Source organism: Enterobacter sp. DNB-S2, from assembly GCF_019443845.1.
Lineage (GTDB): Bacteria > Pseudomonadota > Gammaproteobacteria > Enterobacterales > Enterobacteriaceae > Enterobacter > Enterobacter asburiae_B.
The window spans coordinates 4,204,860-4,221,576 of record NZ_CP050520.1 but is presented as its reverse complement, the minus strand read 5'-3'; the positions used below and the strand labels follow the sequence as shown (position 1 = coordinate 4,221,576).

General features: G+C 53.7%; 8 protein-coding genes, 1 tRNA gene and 3 rRNA genes. 8 read left to right on the top strand and 4 right to left on the bottom strand.

Going from position 1 to position 16,717, the window contains the following annotated elements; all coding sequences use genetic code 11:
* Positions 1-8: 8 nt before the first annotated feature.
* Positions 9-746, bottom strand: a complete 738-nt coding sequence (gene bamD / locus HB664_RS20255; RefSeq protein ID WP_023308867.1) for an outer membrane protein assembly factor BamD — start codon at positions 744-746, stop codon at positions 9-11.
* 131 nt (positions 747-877) lie between these two features.
* Here bamD and rluD point away from each other — a divergent pair, with 131 nt between their 5' ends.
* The 8 genes from rluD to HB664_RS20215 all read left to right on the top strand — a co-directional run bounded on the left by rluD (position 878) and on the right by HB664_RS20215 (position 12,189).
* Complete coding sequence (gene rluD, locus HB664_RS20250) at positions 878-1,858, top strand: 23S rRNA pseudouridine(1911/1915/1917) synthase RluD (protein WP_023308866.1); 981 nt, start codon at positions 878-880, stop codon at positions 1,856-1,858.
* Positions 1,855-2,586, top strand: coding sequence for a purine nucleoside phosphorylase YfiH (gene yfiH / locus HB664_RS20245; protein ID WP_219940107.1), 732 nt, complete (start codon positions 1,855-1,857; stop codon positions 2,584-2,586). Before rluD ends, yfiH begins: the two co-directional genes overlap by 4 nt.
* 129 nt (positions 2,587-2,715) lie before the next feature.
* Positions 2,716-5,289 (top strand): ATP-dependent chaperone ClpB, encoded by a 2,574-nt coding sequence (gene clpB / locus HB664_RS20240; protein ID WP_048977006.1) that lies wholly within the window; start codon positions 2,716-2,718, stop codon positions 5,287-5,289.
* A gap of 428 nt (positions 5,290-5,717) precedes the next feature.
* A 16S ribosomal RNA gene (locus tag HB664_RS20235) occupies positions 5,718-7,257 on the top strand.
* Positions 7,258-7,341: 84 nt separating this feature from the next.
* A tRNA-Glu gene (locus HB664_RS20230) sits at positions 7,342-7,417 on the top strand.
* 182 nt (positions 7,418-7,599) lie between these two features.
* Positions 7,600-10,499 (top strand): 23S ribosomal RNA (locus HB664_RS20225).
* A gap of 69 nt (positions 10,500-10,568) precedes the next feature.
* Positions 10,569-10,684: ribosomal RNA gene (gene rrf / locus HB664_RS20220) — 5S ribosomal RNA — on the top strand.
* The 16S, 23S and 5S rRNA genes sit together here with 1 tRNA gene alongside, the layout of an rRNA operon.
* Positions 10,685-10,893: 209 nt before the next feature.
* The gene (locus HB664_RS20215) at positions 10,894-12,189 is read left to right on the top strand and encodes an MFS transporter (protein ID WP_029741120.1); all 1,296 of its coding nucleotides are present in this window, start codon (positions 10,894-10,896) and stop codon (positions 12,187-12,189) included.
* Here the strand turns inward: HB664_RS20215 and HB664_RS20210 are convergent.
* From HB664_RS20210 to pat, 3 genes are all read right to left on the bottom strand, one after another.
* On the bottom strand, positions 12,186-12,509 hold the full coding sequence (locus HB664_RS20210) for a YfiM family lipoprotein (RefSeq protein WP_059347155.1): 324 nt from the start codon (positions 12,507-12,509) through the stop codon (positions 12,186-12,188). The two genes, HB664_RS20215 and HB664_RS20210, sit on opposite strands and share 4 nt — an antisense overlap.
* Positions 12,510-12,553: 44 nt before the next feature.
* Entirely contained in the window at positions 12,554-13,909 is a 1,356-nt protein-coding gene (gene pssA, locus HB664_RS20205) for a CDP-diacylglycerol--serine O-phosphatidyltransferase (RefSeq protein WP_023333068.1), read from the bottom strand.
* 110 nt (positions 13,910-14,019) lie between these two features.
* A complete protein-coding gene (gene pat, locus HB664_RS20195; RefSeq protein ID WP_219940106.1) occupies positions 14,020-16,683 on the bottom strand; it encodes a protein lysine acetyltransferase in 2,664 nt (887 codons plus the stop codon).
* Positions 16,684-16,717 lie beyond the last annotated feature (34 nt).

Here is a 16,717-nt window from a genome sequence, read left to right as displayed (position 1 = left end):
AGGCAATATCAGGTGTTGCTGCTGTTCGCGGCGATGATTTTCGCCACTTTTTCAGCCTGAGCGGTCATCTGCATCTGACGGTAAGCATTTTCCATCAGCTTCAGGCCGTCGCGCGTTGCCTGAGTATCCGGATAATCACGCAGCATACCTTCTACGCGGTTAACCACGGCAACCCATGCGCCACGACGGGTATAGTATTCCGCTACGGAGTATTCATATTTAGCCAGACGATCTTTCAGGAACACCAGACGTTTGGTCGCGTCGGTCACGTACTGACTGTTCGGATAGCCGCGCACCAGCTTGGAGAAGTCATTGAAGGCATCACGCGCATGCTGCGGGTCACGGTCTGAACGATCCACGCCGAAGAAGCCCTGCAGCGCACTGTCGTCCAGCGCCATGTTGGTGAGGCCGCGCATGTACATCACGTAGTCGATGTTAGGATGAGTCGGGTTCAGACGCATGAAACGATCGATGGTTGCCTGAGCCAGCGGCAGGTCGGCATTTTTATAGTATGCGTAGATGAGATCTAACTGTACCTGCTGCGAATATGGACCAAATGGATAGCGATTATCCAACGCTTCCAGTTGCGTTATCGCCTGTTTCCAGTTACCGTCCTGCAACTTTTGTTGTGCAGTCGCATAGATTTCATTCGGCGGATTGTCAGGGACCTGTTCATTTGAACCGGAGCAGCCCACCAAAGCCAGGCTCAACGTGGCCGCTGCCACCAGATATTTCATGCGCGTCATGACGTTTTGACTTTCCTCAAATGTTTGTCCGGGAGAAACTCTGTTCCTGCTCCCGATTAAGACCAGCTACAATAGCACACTATATTAAACGGCAAAGCCGTAAAACCCAACGTTAAACGAAGAAGCAGTTTATGGCACAACGAGTAGAACTCACCGCAACAGTCTCCGAAAATCAGCTCGGTCAACGCTTAGATCAGGCTTTGGCCGAATTGTTCCCTGATTATTCGCGTTCACGCATAAAAGAATGGATCCTTGACCAGCGCGTGCTGGTAAACGGCAAGATCTGGGACAAACCAAAAGAGAAAGTGTTAGGTGGGGAAGCTGTCGCCATCAATGCTGAAATCGAAGAGGAAATCCGCTTCGAGCCGCAGGATATCCCACTGGACATCGTCTATGAAGATGATGACATTCTGGTGATCAACAAGCCGCGCGACCTGGTTGTTCATCCGGGCGCGGGGAACCCTGACGGTACGGTACTTAACGCACTTCTCCATTATTATCCGCCGATCGCGGATGTTCCGCGCGCGGGCATCGTGCACCGTCTGGATAAAGACACCACCGGTTTGATGGTGGTGGCGAAGACCGTTCCTGCTCAGACCCGTCTGGTGGAATCGCTGCAGCTGCGCGAAATCACCCGCGAGTATGAAGCGGTAGCCATTGGGCATATGACCTCTGGCGGAACGGTGGAAGAGCCAATCAGCCGTCACCCAACCAAACGTACCCATATGTCGGTGCATCCGATGGGTAAACCGGCGGTGACGCACTATCGCATTATGGAGCACTTCCGTATTCATACGCGCCTGCGTCTGCGTCTGGAAACCGGACGTACTCACCAGATCCGCGTGCATATGGCCCACATTACCCATCCGCTGGTCGGGGATCAGGTATACGGTGGTCGTCCGCGTCCACCTAAAGGCGCATCGGATGAGTTCATCAGCGTATTGCGTAAATTCGATCGCCAGGCGCTGCACGCGACTATGCTGCGTCTTTACCACCCTATCACCGGTATTCAGATGGAGTGGCATGCGCCTATCCCGCAGGATATGGTGGATCTTATCGACGCCATGCGTGCTGATTTCGAAGAACATAAGGATCAAGTGGACTGGTTATGACCAAACTGATTGTCCCGGAGTGGCCATTGCCTGCAGGCGTGGCCGCCTGCAGTTCAACCCGTATTGGCGGTGTTAGCCAGGGCGCGTGGGAGTCTTTGAACCTCGGTGCGCACTGTGGCGACAACCTGGAACATGTTGAAGAGAACCGCCGACGTCTGTTTGCTGCGGGGAACTTGCCGTGGAAACCGGTCTGGCTGGAACAGGTTCATGGTAACGCGGTGCTGAAGTTGACGGGAGAACCCTATGCTTCTAAACGCGCTGATGCCTCTTACAGTAATACTCCGGGAACCGTTTGTGCCGTGATGACCGCCGATTGTCTGCCGGTTCTGTTCTGTAACCGTGCAGGTACCGAGGTGGCTGCAGCACACGCGGGCTGGCGTGGTCTGTGTGAAGGCGTGCTCGAAGAAACTGTCGCCTGCTTTAGCGATGAGCCAGCCAATATTATGGCCTGGCTTGGCCCGGCCATTGGTCCTCGCGCTTTCGAAGTGGGGCCAGAGGTTCGCGAAGCCTTTATGGAAAAAGATCCGCAAGCGGTTGAAGCCTTCCTGCCTTCGGGGGATAAATATCTGGCTGATATTTACCAGCTCGCCCGCCAGCGTCTAAATAACGTTGGTGTGACGCAGATCTTCGGCGGCGATCGCTGCACATTCACCGAAAAGGGTGATTTTTTCTCCTATCGTCGCGACAAGACCACGGGGCGTATGGCAAGTTTCATTTGGCTGATATAACCTAAAGAATCAAGACGATCCGGTACGTGCCGTTTTCTTTTCACATAATTCAGGTCATTAACCTTGAATAATTGAGGGATGACCTCATTTAATCTCCAGTAGCAAATTTGACCTGTTATGGGAGGAGTTATGCGTCTGGATCGTCTTACTAATAAATTCCAGCTTGCTCTCGCCGATGCCCAGTCCCTCGCACTGGGGCACGACAACCAGTTTATCGAACCTCTTCATTTAATGAGCGCCTTGCTGAATCAGGAAGGGGGATCGGTACGTCCTTTATTAACGTCCGCTGGCATTAATGCTGGCCAGTTACGCACCGCTATCGATCAGGCGCTGAGCCGTTTACCGCAGGTAGAAGGTACCGGCGGCGACGTTCAGCCGTCTCAGGATTTGGTGCGCGTGCTTAACCTTTGCGACAAGCTGGCGCAAAAACGTGGGGACAACTTTATTTCGTCAGAGCTGTTTGTTCTGGCGGCGCTTGAATCACGCGGTACCTTGACCGACCTGCTGAAATCTGCCGGTGCGACCACCGTCAATGTGACTCAGGCGATTGAGAAAATGCGCGGAGGTGAAAGCGTGAACGATCAGGGAGCCGAAGACCAACGTCAGGCTTTGAAGAAATTTACGGTCGATCTGACCGAGCGTGCTGAGCAGGGCAAACTTGATCCGGTTATCGGCCGTGACGAAGAAATCCGCCGTACGATTCAGGTACTGCAGCGTCGTACCAAGAACAACCCGGTGCTGATTGGTGAACCGGGTGTCGGTAAAACCGCCATTGTTGAAGGGCTGGCGCAGCGTATCGTCAATGGCGAAGTGCCGGAAGGCCTGAAAGGCCGCCGCGTACTGGCGCTGGATATGGGCGCGCTGGTGGCCGGTGCGAAATACCGCGGTGAGTTTGAGGAGCGTCTGAAAGGCGTGCTTAACGACCTGGCGAAGCAGGAAGGGAACGTTATCCTGTTTATCGACGAACTGCACACTATGGTCGGTGCGGGTAAAGCGGACGGCGCGATGGATGCCGGGAACATGCTGAAACCTGCGCTGGCGCGCGGTGAACTTCACTGCGTCGGTGCCACCACGCTCGACGAGTACCGTCAGTACATTGAGAAAGATGCTGCGCTGGAACGTCGTTTCCAGAAAGTGTTTGTTGCTGAGCCAAGCGTTGAAGATACCATCGCGATACTGCGTGGTTTGAAGGAGCGCTATGAACTGCACCACCACGTGCAGATCACTGACCCGGCTATCGTTGCGGCAGCGACGCTTTCACACCGTTACATTGCTGACCGCCAGCTGCCGGATAAAGCGATCGACCTTATTGATGAAGCGGCTTCGAGCATTCGTATGCAGATTGACTCGAAACCGGAAGAGCTGGACAGGCTCGACCGACGCATCATTCAGCTCAAGCTGGAACAGCAGGCGCTGAAGAAAGAGTCTGATGAAGCCAGTAAGAAACGCCTGGATATGCTCAATGAAGAACTGGACGATAAAGAGCGCCAGTACTCTGAGCTGGAAGAAGAGTGGAAAGCCGAGAAAGCATCCCTTTCCGGCACTCAGACCATTAAAGCTGAACTCGAACAGGCTAAAATTGCCATTGAGCAGGCTCGCCGTGTCGGCGATCTGGCGCGGATGTCTGAACTGCAGTACGGCAAAATTCCTGAGCTGGAAAAACAGCTTGAGATAGCGACGCAGTCAGAAGGGAAAACGATGCGTCTGTTACGTAATAAAGTGACGGATGCGGAAATCGCGGAAGTGCTTGCTCGCTGGACCGGTATTCCGGTGGCGCGCATGCTGGAAGGCGAGCGTGAAAAACTGCTGCGTATGGAGCAAGATCTCCATAATCGGGTGATTGGCCAGAACGAAGCGGTTGAAGCGGTTTCGAACGCTATTCGTCGTAGCCGTGCAGGGCTGTCCGATCCAAACCGTCCGATTGGTTCGTTCCTGTTCCTGGGGCCGACGGGGGTCGGTAAAACCGAGCTGTGTAAAGCGCTGGCTAACTTTATGTTCGACAGCGACGATGCGATGGTGCGTATCGACATGTCCGAGTTTATGGAGAAACACTCCGTCTCACGTCTGGTCGGCGCGCCTCCGGGATACGTTGGTTATGAAGAAGGGGGGTATCTGACGGAAGCCGTTCGCCGTCGCCCTTATTCCGTCATCCTGCTGGATGAGGTGGAAAAAGCGCACCCGGATGTGTTCAACATCCTGCTTCAGGTGCTGGATGATGGCCGTCTGACCGACGGACAGGGGAGAACGGTCGACTTCCGTAATACGGTTGTCATCATGACCTCGAACCTGGGTTCCGATTTGATTCAGGAACGTTTCGGTGAACTGGACTATAGCCATATGAAGGATCTGGTGCTCGGTGTCGTGAGCCATAACTTCCGTCCGGAGTTCATCAACCGTATTGATGAAGTGGTGGTCTTCCATCCTCTGGGTGAGAAACATATTGCGTCGATTGCGCAGATCCAGCTGCAGCGTCTGTACAAACGTCTGGAAGAGCGTGGATATGAAATTCACATCTCCGACGAGGCCCTGAAGCTGCTGAGCGAGAATGGTTACGATCCGGTGTACGGTGCGCGTCCATTGAAACGTGCTATCCAGCAGCAGATCGAAAACCCGCTGGCGCAGCAGATCCTCTCCGGAGAGTTGATTCCGGGCAAAGTTATCCGTCTGGAAGCCAACGACGATCGTATTGTGGCAGTGCAGTAAGTCACAAAACGCAAAAACGAGCCGCTTGCGGCTCGTTTTTGTTTAAAAACCAGGCGAAAATTGAGGTCTGGAGTAAGATTTGCCTGGAAAGTGAGCAGTCAGTAAATAATTTTCACTTTACCCTTGCAGGTTCGGAATAACTCCCTATAATGCGCCTCCACTGACACGGAACAACGGCACACACGCCGCCGGGTCAGCAGAGAAAAGCGAAATTAATCACTTGACTCTGAAGCGGGAAAGCGTAATATGCACACCCCGCGCCGCTGCGAAAAGCGAAGCGGCACTGCTCTTTAACAATTTATCAGACAATCTGTGTGGGCACTCAAAGTGACATGGATTCTTAACGTCGCAAGACGAAAAATGAATACCAAGTCTCTGAGTGAACATACGTAATTCATTACGAAGTTTAATTCACGAGCATCAAACTTAAATTGAAGAGTTTGATCATGGCTCAGATTGAACGCTGGCGGCAGGCCTAACACATGCAAGTCGAGCGGTAGCACAGAGAGCTTGCTCTCGGGTGACGAGCGGCGGACGGGTGAGTAATGTCTGGGAAACTGCCTGATGGAGGGGGATAACTACTGGAAACGGTAGCTAATACCGCATAATGTCGCAAGACCAAAGAGGGGGACCTTCGGGCCTCTTGCCATCAGATGTGCCCAGATGGGATTAGCTAGTAGGTGGGGTAACGGCTCACCTAGGCGACGATCCCTAGCTGGTCTGAGAGGATGACCAGCCACACTGGAACTGAGACACGGTCCAGACTCCTACGGGAGGCAGCAGTGGGGAATATTGCACAATGGGCGCAAGCCTGATGCAGCCATGCCGCGTGTATGAAGAAGGCCTTCGGGTTGTAAAGTACTTTCAGCGGGGAGGAAGGCGATAAGGTTAATAACCTTGTCGATTGACGTTACCCGCAGAAGAAGCACCGGCTAACTCCGTGCCAGCAGCCGCGGTAATACGGAGGGTGCAAGCGTTAATCGGAATTACTGGGCGTAAAGCGCACGCAGGCGGTCTGTCAAGTCGGATGTGAAATCCCCGGGCTCAACCTGGGAACTGCATTCGAAACTGGCAGGCTAGAGTCTTGTAGAGGGGGGTAGAATTCCAGGTGTAGCGGTGAAATGCGTAGAGATCTGGAGGAATACCGGTGGCGAAGGCGGCCCCCTGGACAAAGACTGACGCTCAGGTGCGAAAGCGTGGGGAGCAAACAGGATTAGATACCCTGGTAGTCCACGCCGTAAACGATGTCGACTTGGAGGTTGTGCCCTTGAGGCGTGGCTTCCGGAGCTAACGCGTTAAGTCGACCGCCTGGGGAGTACGGCCGCAAGGTTAAAACTCAAATGAATTGACGGGGGCCCGCACAAGCGGTGGAGCATGTGGTTTAATTCGATGCAACGCGAAGAACCTTACCTACTCTTGACATCCAGAGAACTTTCCAGAGATGGATTGGTGCCTTCGGGAACTCTGAGACAGGTGCTGCATGGCTGTCGTCAGCTCGTGTTGTGAAATGTTGGGTTAAGTCCCGCAACGAGCGCAACCCTTATCCTTTGTTGCCAGCGGTTAGGCCGGGAACTCAAAGGAGACTGCCAGTGATAAACTGGAGGAAGGTGGGGATGACGTCAAGTCATCATGGCCCTTACGAGTAGGGCTACACACGTGCTACAATGGCGCATACAAAGAGAAGCGACCTCGCGAGAGCAAGCGGACCTCATAAAGTGCGTCGTAGTCCGGATTGGAGTCTGCAACTCGACTCCATGAAGTCGGAATCGCTAGTAATCGTAGATCAGAATGCTACGGTGAATACGTTCCCGGGCCTTGTACACACCGCCCGTCACACCATGGGAGTGGGTTGCAAAAGAAGTAGGTAGCTTAACCTTCGGGAGGGCGCTTACCACTTTGTGATTCATGACTGGGGTGAAGTCGTAACAAGGTAACCGTAGGGGAACCTGCGGTTGGATCACCTCCTTACCTTAAAGAACCTGCCTTTGTAGTGCTCACACAGATTGTCTGATGAAAAGTAAATAGCAAGGCGTCTTGCGATTGAGACTTCACGTCCCCTTCGTCTAGAGGCCCAGGACACCGCCCTTTCACGGCGGTAACAGGGGTTCGAATCCCCTAGGGGACGCCACTTGCTGGTTCGTGAGTGAAAGTCACCTGCCGTCATATCTCAAAACTCATCTTCGGGTGACGTTTGAGATATTTGCTCTTTAAAAATCTGGATCAAGCTGAAAATTGAAACGACACACATGTTATGTGTGTTCGAGTCTCTCAAATTTTCGCAATCAGAAGTGAAACATCTTCGGGTTGTGAGGTTAAGCGACTAAGCGTACACGGTGGATGCCCTGGCAGTCAGAGGCGATGAAGGACGTGCTAATCTGCGAAAAGCGCCGGCGAGGTGATATGAACCTTTGACCCGGCGATGTCCGAATGGGGAAACCCAGTGCAATTCGTTGCACTATCGTTAACTGAATACATAGGTTAACGAGGCGAACCGGGGAACTGAAACATCTAAGTACCCGAGGAAAAGAAATCAACCGAGATTCCCCAGTAGCGGCGAGCGAACGGGGAGCAGCCCAGAGTCTGAATCAGCTTGTGTGTTAGTGGAACGGTCTGGAAAGTCCGGCGATACAGGGTGACAGTCCCGTACACGAAAGCACACAGGTTGTGAACTCGAAGAGTAGGGCGGGACACGTGGTATCCTGTCTGAATATGGGGGGACCATCCTCCAAGGCTAAATACTCCTGACTGACCGATAGTGAACCAGTACCGTGAGGGAAAGGCGAAAAGAACCCCGGCGAGGGGAGTGAAAAAGAACCTGAAACCGTGTACGTACAAGCAGTGGGAGCACCTTCGTGGTGTGACTGCGTACCTTTTGTATAATGGGTCAGCGACTTATATTCTGTAGCAAGGTTAACCGTATAGGGGAGCCGAAGGGAAACCGAGTCTTAACTGGGCGTTAAGTTGCAGGGTATAGACCCGAAACCCGGTGATCTAGCCATGGGCAGGTTGAAGGTTGGGTAACACTAACTGGAGGACCGAACCGACTAATGTTGAAAAATTAGCGGATGACTTGTGGCTGGGGGTGAAAGGCCAATCAAACCGGGAGATAGCTGGTTCTCCCCGAAAGCTATTTAGGTAGCGCCTCGTGAACTCATCTTCGGGGTAGAGCACTGTTTCGGCTAGGGGGCCATCCCGGCTTACCAACCCGATGCAAACTACGAATACCGAAGAATGTTATCACGGGAGACACACGGCGGGTGCTAACGTCCGTCGTGAAGAGGGAAACAACCCAGACCGCCAGCTAAGGTCCCAAAGTCATGGTTAAGTGGGAAACGATGTGGGAAGGCACAGACAGCCAGGATGTTGGCTTAGAAGCAGCCATCATTTAAAGAAAGCGTAATAGCTCACTGGTCGAGTCGGCCTGCGCGGAAGATGTAACGGGGCTAAACCATGCACCGAAGCTGCGGCAGCGACGCTTATGCGTTGTTGGGTAGGGGAGCGTTCTGTAAGCCGTTGAAGGTGTGCTGTGAGGCATGCTGGAGGTATCAGAAGTGCGAATGCTGACATAAGTAACGATAAAGCGGGTGAAAAGCCCGCTCGCCGGAAGACCAAGGGTTCCTGTCCAACGTTAATCGGGGCAGGGTGAGTCGACCCCTAAGGCGAGGCCGAAAGGCGTAGTCGATGGGAAACAGGTTAATATTCCTGTACTTGGTGTTACTGCGAAGGGGGACGGAGAAGGCTATGTTAGCCGGGCGACGGTTGTCCCGGTTTAAGCATGTAGGCGGAGGTTCCAGGTAAATCCGGTACCTTTTAACGCTGAGGTGTGATGACGAGGCACTACGGTGCTGAAGTAACAAATGCCCTGCTTCCAGGAAAAGCCTCTAAGCATCAGGTAACACGAAATCGTACCCCAAACCGACACAGGTGGTCAGGTAGAGAATACCAAGGCGCTTGAGAGAACTCGGGTGAAGGAACTAGGCAAAATGGTGCCGTAACTTCGGGAGAAGGCACGCTGATATGTAGGTGAAGCCCCTGCGGGTGGAGCTGAAATCAGTCGAAGATACCAGCTGGCTGCAACTGTTTATTAAAAACACAGCACTGTGCAAACACGAAAGTGGACGTATACGGTGTGACGCCTGCCCGGTGCCGGAAGGTTAATTGATGGGGTTAGCGGCAACGCGAAGCTCTTGATCGAAGCCCCGGTAAACGGCGGCCGTAACTATAACGGTCCTAAGGTAGCGAAATTCCTTGTCGGGTAAGTTCCGACCTGCACGAATGGCGTAATGATGGCCAGGCTGTCTCCACCCGAGACTCAGTGAAATTGAACTCGCTGTGAAGATGCAGTGTACCCGCGGCAAGACGGAAAGACCCCGTGAACCTTTACTATAGCTTGACACTGAACACTGGTCCTTGATGTGTAGGATAGGTGGGAGGCTTTGAAGCGTGGACGCCAGTCTGCGTGGAGCCAACCTTGAAATACCACCCTTTAATGGCTGGTGTTCTAACGTAGACCCGTGATCCGGGTTGCGGACAGTGTCTGGTGGGTAGTTTGACTGGGGCGGTCTCCTCCCAAAGAGTAACGGAGGAGCACGAAGGTTAGCTAATCCTGGTCGGACATCAGGAGGTTAGTGCAATGGCATAAGCTAGCTTGACTGCGAGAGTGACGGCTCGAGCAGGTGCGAAAGCAGGTCATAGTGATCCGGTGGTTCTGAATGGAAGGGCCATCGCTCAACGGATAAAAGGTACTCCGGGGATAACAGGCTGATACCGCCCAAGAGTTCATATCGACGGCGGTGTTTGGCACCTCGATGTCGGCTCATCACATCCTGGGGCTGAAGTAGGTCCCAAGGGTATGGCTGTTCGCCATTTAAAGTGGTACGCGAGCTGGGTTTAGAACGTCGTGAGACAGTTCGGTCCCTATCTGCCGTGGGCGCTGGAGAATTGAGGGGGGCTGCTCCTAGTACGAGAGGACCGGAGTGGACGCATCACTGGTGTTCGGGTTGTCATGCCAATGGCACTGCCCGGTAGCTAAATGCGGAAAAGATAAGTGCTGAAAGCATCTAAGCACGAAACTTGCCCCGAGATGAGTTCTCCCTGACCCTTTAAGGGTCCTGAAGGAACGTTGAAGACTACGACGTTGATAGGTCGGGTGTGTAAGCGCAGCGATGCGTTGAGCTAACCGATACTAATGAACCGTGAGGCTTAACCTTACAACGCCGAAGCTGTTTCGGCGAAGAGAGAGACAGGATTTTCAGCCTGATACAGATTAACAGAATTTGCCTGGCGGCTTTAGCGCGGTGGTCCCACCTGACCCCATGCCGAACTCAGAAGTGAAACGCCGTAGCGCCGATGGTAGTGTGGGGTCTCCCCATGTGAGAGTAGGGAACTGCCAGGCATCAATTAGAAGAACCCCGTACCGTAAGGTGCGGGGTTTTTTGCTTTGTGCTTACCCTTTCTGGCCTTTCTCTTAATCCCTTATCCTGCTAATGGAATGTGTGATCCTTGTCGCAATGTTATTTATAACAAAATTATAACATTTCATTTACGAGGTAATTGAGTCTCCTGGCTCAATACGCCGCTGTTTATGGCAGGAGCATAATCACAATGACAGAAAGCATTACATCAAACGGGACGCTGGCTAACAGTGATACCCGAAGAAGGGTATGGGCAATCGTCAGCGCCTCTTCAGGGAATCTGGTTGAATGGTTCGACTTTTACGTCTACTCATTCTGTTCACTCTACTTCGCACATATTTTCTTCCCATCCGGCAACACCACAACGCAGCTGCTACAAACGGCGGGGGTATTTGCCGCAGGGTTTTTAATGCGGCCCATCGGGGGCTGGCTGTTTGGCCGCATTGCGGATCGTCGCGGCCGTAAGGCTTCTATGCTGATCTCGGTGTGCATGATGTGCTTTGGTTCTCTGGTGATCGCCTGCTTACCGGGATATGAATCGATTGGTACCTGGGCACCGGCGCTACTATTACTGGCCCGCTTATTCCAGGGATTATCGGTGGGCGGTGAATACGGTACCAGCGCGACCTACATGAGTGAGATTGCACTGGAAGGCCGTAAAGGTTTTTACGCCTCATTCCAGTACGTCACGTTGATTGGTGGTCAACTGCTGGCCATTCTTGTGGTAGTGATCCTGCAGCAGATTCTGACGGACGAACAACTTCACGCCTGGGGATGGCGAATTCCTTTCGCGATGGGCGCAGTACTGGCGGTGGTCGCACTTTGGCTACGCCGTCAGTTAGATGAAACCTCTCAGAAGGAAGTCAGAACGCTGAAGGAGGCGGGAACATTCAAAGGGTTATGGCGTAACCGCAAAGCTTTTCTCATGGTGCTGGGCTTTACTGCGGGCGGCTCTCTCAGTTTTTACACGTTCACCACCTATATGCAGAAGTACCTGGTGAACACCACCGGCATGCACGCAAACGTCGCCAGCGTAGTCATGACCGTGGCGCTGTTTGTCTTTATGCTCATACAACCCATTATCGGTGCGCTCTCGGATAAAATCGGTCGACGTACGTCGATGCTGATTTTCGGCGGCCTGTCGGCATTATGTACCGTACCTATTCTGTCGGCCCTTCAGCATGTGACTTCGCCGTATGCGGCGTTTGCGCTGGTGATGCTGGCGATGGTGATTGTCAGTTTCTATACCTCTATCAGCGGAATACTGAAAGCTGAAATGTTCCCGGCGCAGGTACGTGCTTTAGGGGTAGGGCTCTCTTATGCGGTAGCTAATGCGTTGTTTGGCGGATCGGCGGAGTACGTTGCGTTGTCGCTTAAATCATGGGGAAGTGAAACGACATTCTTCTGGTACGTAACGATAATGGGCGCACTGGCCTTTATTGTTTCCCTGATGTTGCATCGCAAAGGGAAAGGCATTCGACTTTAATAGCGCGCCATCTGCCACACGGCATAGCCGGTCGTTGCGCCGGCGACATCCCAGGCGAAATCTTTCCAGCTCCAGCCGCTCCCTGCGGGGCGGCTATCCCACAGTTCTTTTGATGCTCCAAGACTGACTGAGAACATCAACCCTATCGCCGCGCTACGATCCCGGCTGTATCCCTGATGCTGCGCATATTCATTGCCGGCTGCGGACAACATCGCGGAAGCGAGGAAATGCTGGGCTTTATCCTGTCCGGACCAGTTATCGTTGGCCATATGGCTACAGCCACTCAGAAAGAGGACGCTAAGTAATAGAGGAATACGCATCAACGGCTCCATAAAAAAGCCCTGCGGGTGGCAGGGCCTGGACATTACAGAATACGGCTGATAAGTCGGTCGATACGGATACGACGTAAGCGGCGGATAAGCTTGCGGACTTTTACCGGATAATCGGCAATGCTCTGCAGTTCGCGGTAATGATTAACCACAGTGGTATGCGTGCGAATCAGTTCCAGCTCACGTTCACGTTTTGCGGCTAACTCGTGCTGCGGGTCATGGATCAGGATAGCGTTTTCCAGATCCAGTCGCCACGCGCGTGGGTTCAGGTTATTACCGGTCAGCAGCATCCACTCATCGTCGACCCACATTCCTTTCAGATGGTAAGTGTTGTCTTCATCTTTCCAGAGACGCACAACCAGCTGGTCAGTGTTTACGTAATACTGTAAACGGCTCAGGAAACGGCGCAGGTTGATCTCATAGAGATAAGGCAGCGCACCGATGATTTTGAACGGCTGATCTTCAGGAATGAAAAAGTCGTTTGCGGTTTTATCACCAACGATGATTTCCACTTTTTTACCGTCGCGCAGCAGCTGAATGATATTACGCACCAGCACGGCAGGAAGGTTGAAGTACGGCGTACAGATGGTGAGTTTCTGCTCCGCGCACGGCATCAGATGGAATATCGTTTTGTTCAGCAGGCTTGATTTACCGAGCCCTACCAGCGGGGTAACGGATAACTCTTCGTTGTTCGCATCACCCTGGAAATGATAGACCGCATCACGCAGCTCCTGGCGGAAGGCGCGAACATCGTTTTTGATTTCCGGGCTTTTAGGACGCTCAGGATCGTCAAGGCGATTAACACCGCGGCCATGGACCAGATTTTTATCAACCCAGTTAAACATGATATCGGCCATCTGCGGATTACGGATCAGATGGTAGCGGTCGTAGCGATATTTATCGAGCTGATGAAGGTAAACATCATTCAGACTTGCGCCGCTGTAAAGCACGCTGTCATCAATGATGAAGCCCTTGAAATGAAGTACGCCGAGCGCTTCACGGGTATTAACCGGGACGCCATAAACAGGCACATCAACGCCAGGATTTTCCTGCGCCGTGCGGCAATACCAGTCGGCATTGGTGTTTGACGCGGCAGCGCCAATACGGCCACGCTGAGCGCGATGCCAGTCGACCAGCACGCGAACATCGAGTTCCGGGCGCTGACGTTTGGCTTCATAGAGCGCGTTCAGGATCGCGCGCCCGCCTTCATCCTGTTCAAGATAGAGCGCTACAATGCAAATGCGTCGCGTGGCGCTGGCAATCTTTTCCAGAAGCGTCTCCCGAAAATGAGCGGGAGCGTAAAAGAACTCTACATCATCAACTGACTGAGAAATCTTCGGTAGTTGAGCAAGGTGTTGTTGATGTTTATTACGCTTAAATTTTGACAACATCACAGTGCGTTTCTTCTCTGTTCATTGAAGGGTTGTCTGTACCATGCAAACAACATAAGCGGACAATGATACCACCAGTCCTGTCCAAAGTGGGTAACATTTCCAGTAGCTTACTCGCGTTTGTCTGTTGATGTCAGACTGAGGGACAAGGCCACAATACCTTCGTCCAGCTGAATATCAACGTCAAACCCAAGTTTTCGCGCCAGGATCACCATACCGCGATTATTAGGCATAGTAATGCCATTGAGGCGTAACAATCCGTGATCTCGCGTATAACTGATGAGTTTTTCCAGCAGCCGTCTCCCCAGACCCAGGCCTTTAAGATCGGAGCGCACCAGCACCGCAAACTCCGCATCGACGTTATCCGGGTCAGAAATCGCACGCGTGACGCCGAGGATCTCATCCCCCTTATCGAAGCGACGAACGGCAACAAACGCCATTTCTCGATCGTAGTCGATCTGGGTCATATTGGCTAAATCATCGTGGGTAAATTCGTTGATTTCGCTAAAATAGCGATAATAAAGATCCTCTTTCGTGACCTGAGAGATAAAGGCCCGCAGCTGGGGCTCATCTTCCGGCAGAATAGGGCGGAACAAGGCGCGTTCTCCATTCTTCATCTCAACCCACTCCTCCAGCTGCAGGGGATACGGGCGGATCGCCAGACGGCTCTCTCTGTCTCCTTCGAATGGCGCGATATCCAGGGTCACGTCCAGCGCCGTAAACTCATTGCCCGAGGCGAGTAGCGGATGAATGTCCAGCCGCTGGATTTCGGCACAATCCACAATCAGGTTAGACACCTGCACCAGGAACTGACTTAACCCGGCAATATCAAGCGGGCGCAGCGCACTCCGGCCACGGATCTTTTTACTTTTGATCGCCTGGATGATCAGATAACGCGCCAGGTTCATGTTCAGCGGCGGTAACGCCACCACGGCCTGCTCCTCCGGACGCCACTCAACGCCACCCTCTCCCAGCATGATGAGCGGGCCGAAGACGGAATCGTGTTCGACCACCACCCGTAATTCCTGAGCCCCTGCGCGGTTTGCCATGCTTTGCACCAGCAATCCGTGGATCCTTGCCTGCGGCCAGGCCATTTTGACCCGATCAAAAATGGCATCAGCTGCCTGCTGCACCTCAGTCGCCGTACGCAGGTATAACATAACCCCCTGAACATCAGACTTATGCGGAATATCCGGGGAGCGGAGCTTCAGGGCCACCGGATAGCCAATCTGTTCGGCTATATGCACGGCCTCTGCGCTGTCGCTGGCGATCCAGGTCGGCAGGGTATGCATCCCGTAGCTGCCCAGAATGGGCTGGACCTCATGCGTATCAAGCGAGGTCGCGCCTTCTTCAATGGCCTGCTGCAACAGCCGGTGAACGTCGATGGTGTTCGCGGTCAGATTACCCGGCAAAGCCGGCGTCTCACGCAGCTGTTTCTGGTTGCGGCGATATTCCACCATATGCATAAACGCGGTGATGGTGCCTTCCGGCGTGCGGTAGGTTGGCAGCCCGGCCTCGCTGAACAAGCGCCGCGCCTCCTGAGAGGAAAACTCACCGCACCAGTTGGTGAGCAGGGTAACGTATTTACCTCGCGGATGGTTGCGCACGGCGTCAATGAGCGCGCGCGCGCTTTCACTGCCCGGCGCGACCGCGCTGGGGGAGTGGATAATCATCAGCGCGTCGAAATCCTGGCTATCCAGCAAAATGGAGATCGCTCTGATGTAGCGGTCGCTGCTGGCGTCATCGCGCAAATCAAGCGGATTGCCGGGCGTCACGCTGGTCGGAAGCGCTTCTTTCAGGCGCTGCAGCGTCTCTTCACTCAGCGTTGCCAGCTTGCCGAAGCGCCGCCACAGCTCGTCCAGCGCGAGCGCGGCAGGGGCCGCACCGTTACTGACAATCATTAGCTTCTCACCGCGCAACGGGCGCATATGGCTTAACGTCTCAACGGCGGAAAAAAGCTCGTGCGTATCCTGTACCCGCAGCAACCCCGCGCGCTGAATGGCGGCGTCCCAGGCGGGATCCATGCCGGAATGCGAATGCAGAAGACGCTGTGCCGCAGGGCTGCGTCCGCTTTTGATCACCAGGATCGGCTTATTGCGCGAAGCGCTTCGCGCAGCCGAGACAAAACGACGCGCGTCGCTGAGGTGCTCAAGATAAAGCAGGATCGCGCTGGTTTTGCCGTCACGCGCCAGAAAATCCAGTAGCTCATCAACGTCGATATCCAGGCTGTCGCCCAGGGCAATGAAGTAGGAGAATCCCATTTCACGCTGCTGCGCCCAGTCGAGGATGGTGTTCGATACCGCAGCCGACTGCGAGATAAACGCCAGTTTGCCTTTGCGGATCGGGACCGGGGAGAAACTGGCATTCAGCCCCTGCCGGGGGGCGAGCAGGCCCAGACTGTTTGGCCCAAGAATGCGCATTTGATAGCGGCTGGCGCAGGCCAGAAGCTCGGCTTTCTGTTCAGGCGGAGACGAGAGAATTATGCAGGTTTTACACCCTTTCTTGCCGAGTGATTCCAGCAGTTCCGGGTTGCGCTTCGCGTTTGTACAGAGTACGGCAAGATCCGGCACGAAAGGCAGGCTTTGTACATCAGGCCATGCAAGCACTCCCTGAACTGCCTTATAGGACGGCGTGACGGGCATGACGGGGCCGTTAAATCCCCCGGCCAGCAGATTGCGCATCATCAGATAGCCAGCACGATCCGGCTTCATTGATGCGCCGATAACGGCAATGGATTTAGGACGAAGTAGCGCTTCTAACCCTCGCTGGCTCATGCAGGCCTCCTGTGAATGCAAGCGACCTGATGAT

What these genes read in the sequence shown, in the direction of transcription:
- bamD (WP_023308867.1), bottom strand. Translation starts at nt 746, where the DNA reads ATGACGCGCATGAAATATCTGGTGGCAGCGGCCACGTTGAGCCTGGCT.
- rluD (WP_023308866.1), top strand. Translation starts at nt 878, where the DNA reads ATGGCACAACGAGTAGAACTCACCGCAACAGTCTCCGAAAATCAGCTC.
- yfiH (WP_219940107.1), top strand. Translation starts at nt 1,855, where the DNA reads ATGACCAAACTGATTGTCCCGGAGTGGCCATTGCCTGCAGGCGTGGCC.
- clpB (WP_048977006.1), top strand. Translation starts at nt 2,716, where the DNA reads ATGCGTCTGGATCGTCTTACTAATAAATTCCAGCTTGCTCTCGCCGAT.
- HB664_RS20215 (WP_029741120.1), top strand. Translation starts at nt 10,894, where the DNA reads ATGACAGAAAGCATTACATCAAACGGGACGCTGGCTAACAGTGATACC.
- HB664_RS20210 (WP_059347155.1), bottom strand. Translation starts at nt 12,509, where the DNA reads ATGCGTATTCCTCTATTACTTAGCGTCCTCTTTCTGAGTGGCTGTAGC.
- pssA (WP_023333068.1), bottom strand. Translation starts at nt 13,909, where the DNA reads ATGTTGTCAAAATTTAAGCGTAATAAACATCAACAACACCTTGCTCAA.
- pat (WP_219940106.1), bottom strand. Translation starts at nt 16,683, where the DNA reads ATGAGCCAGCGAGGGTTAGAAGCGCTACTTCGTCCTAAATCCATTGCC.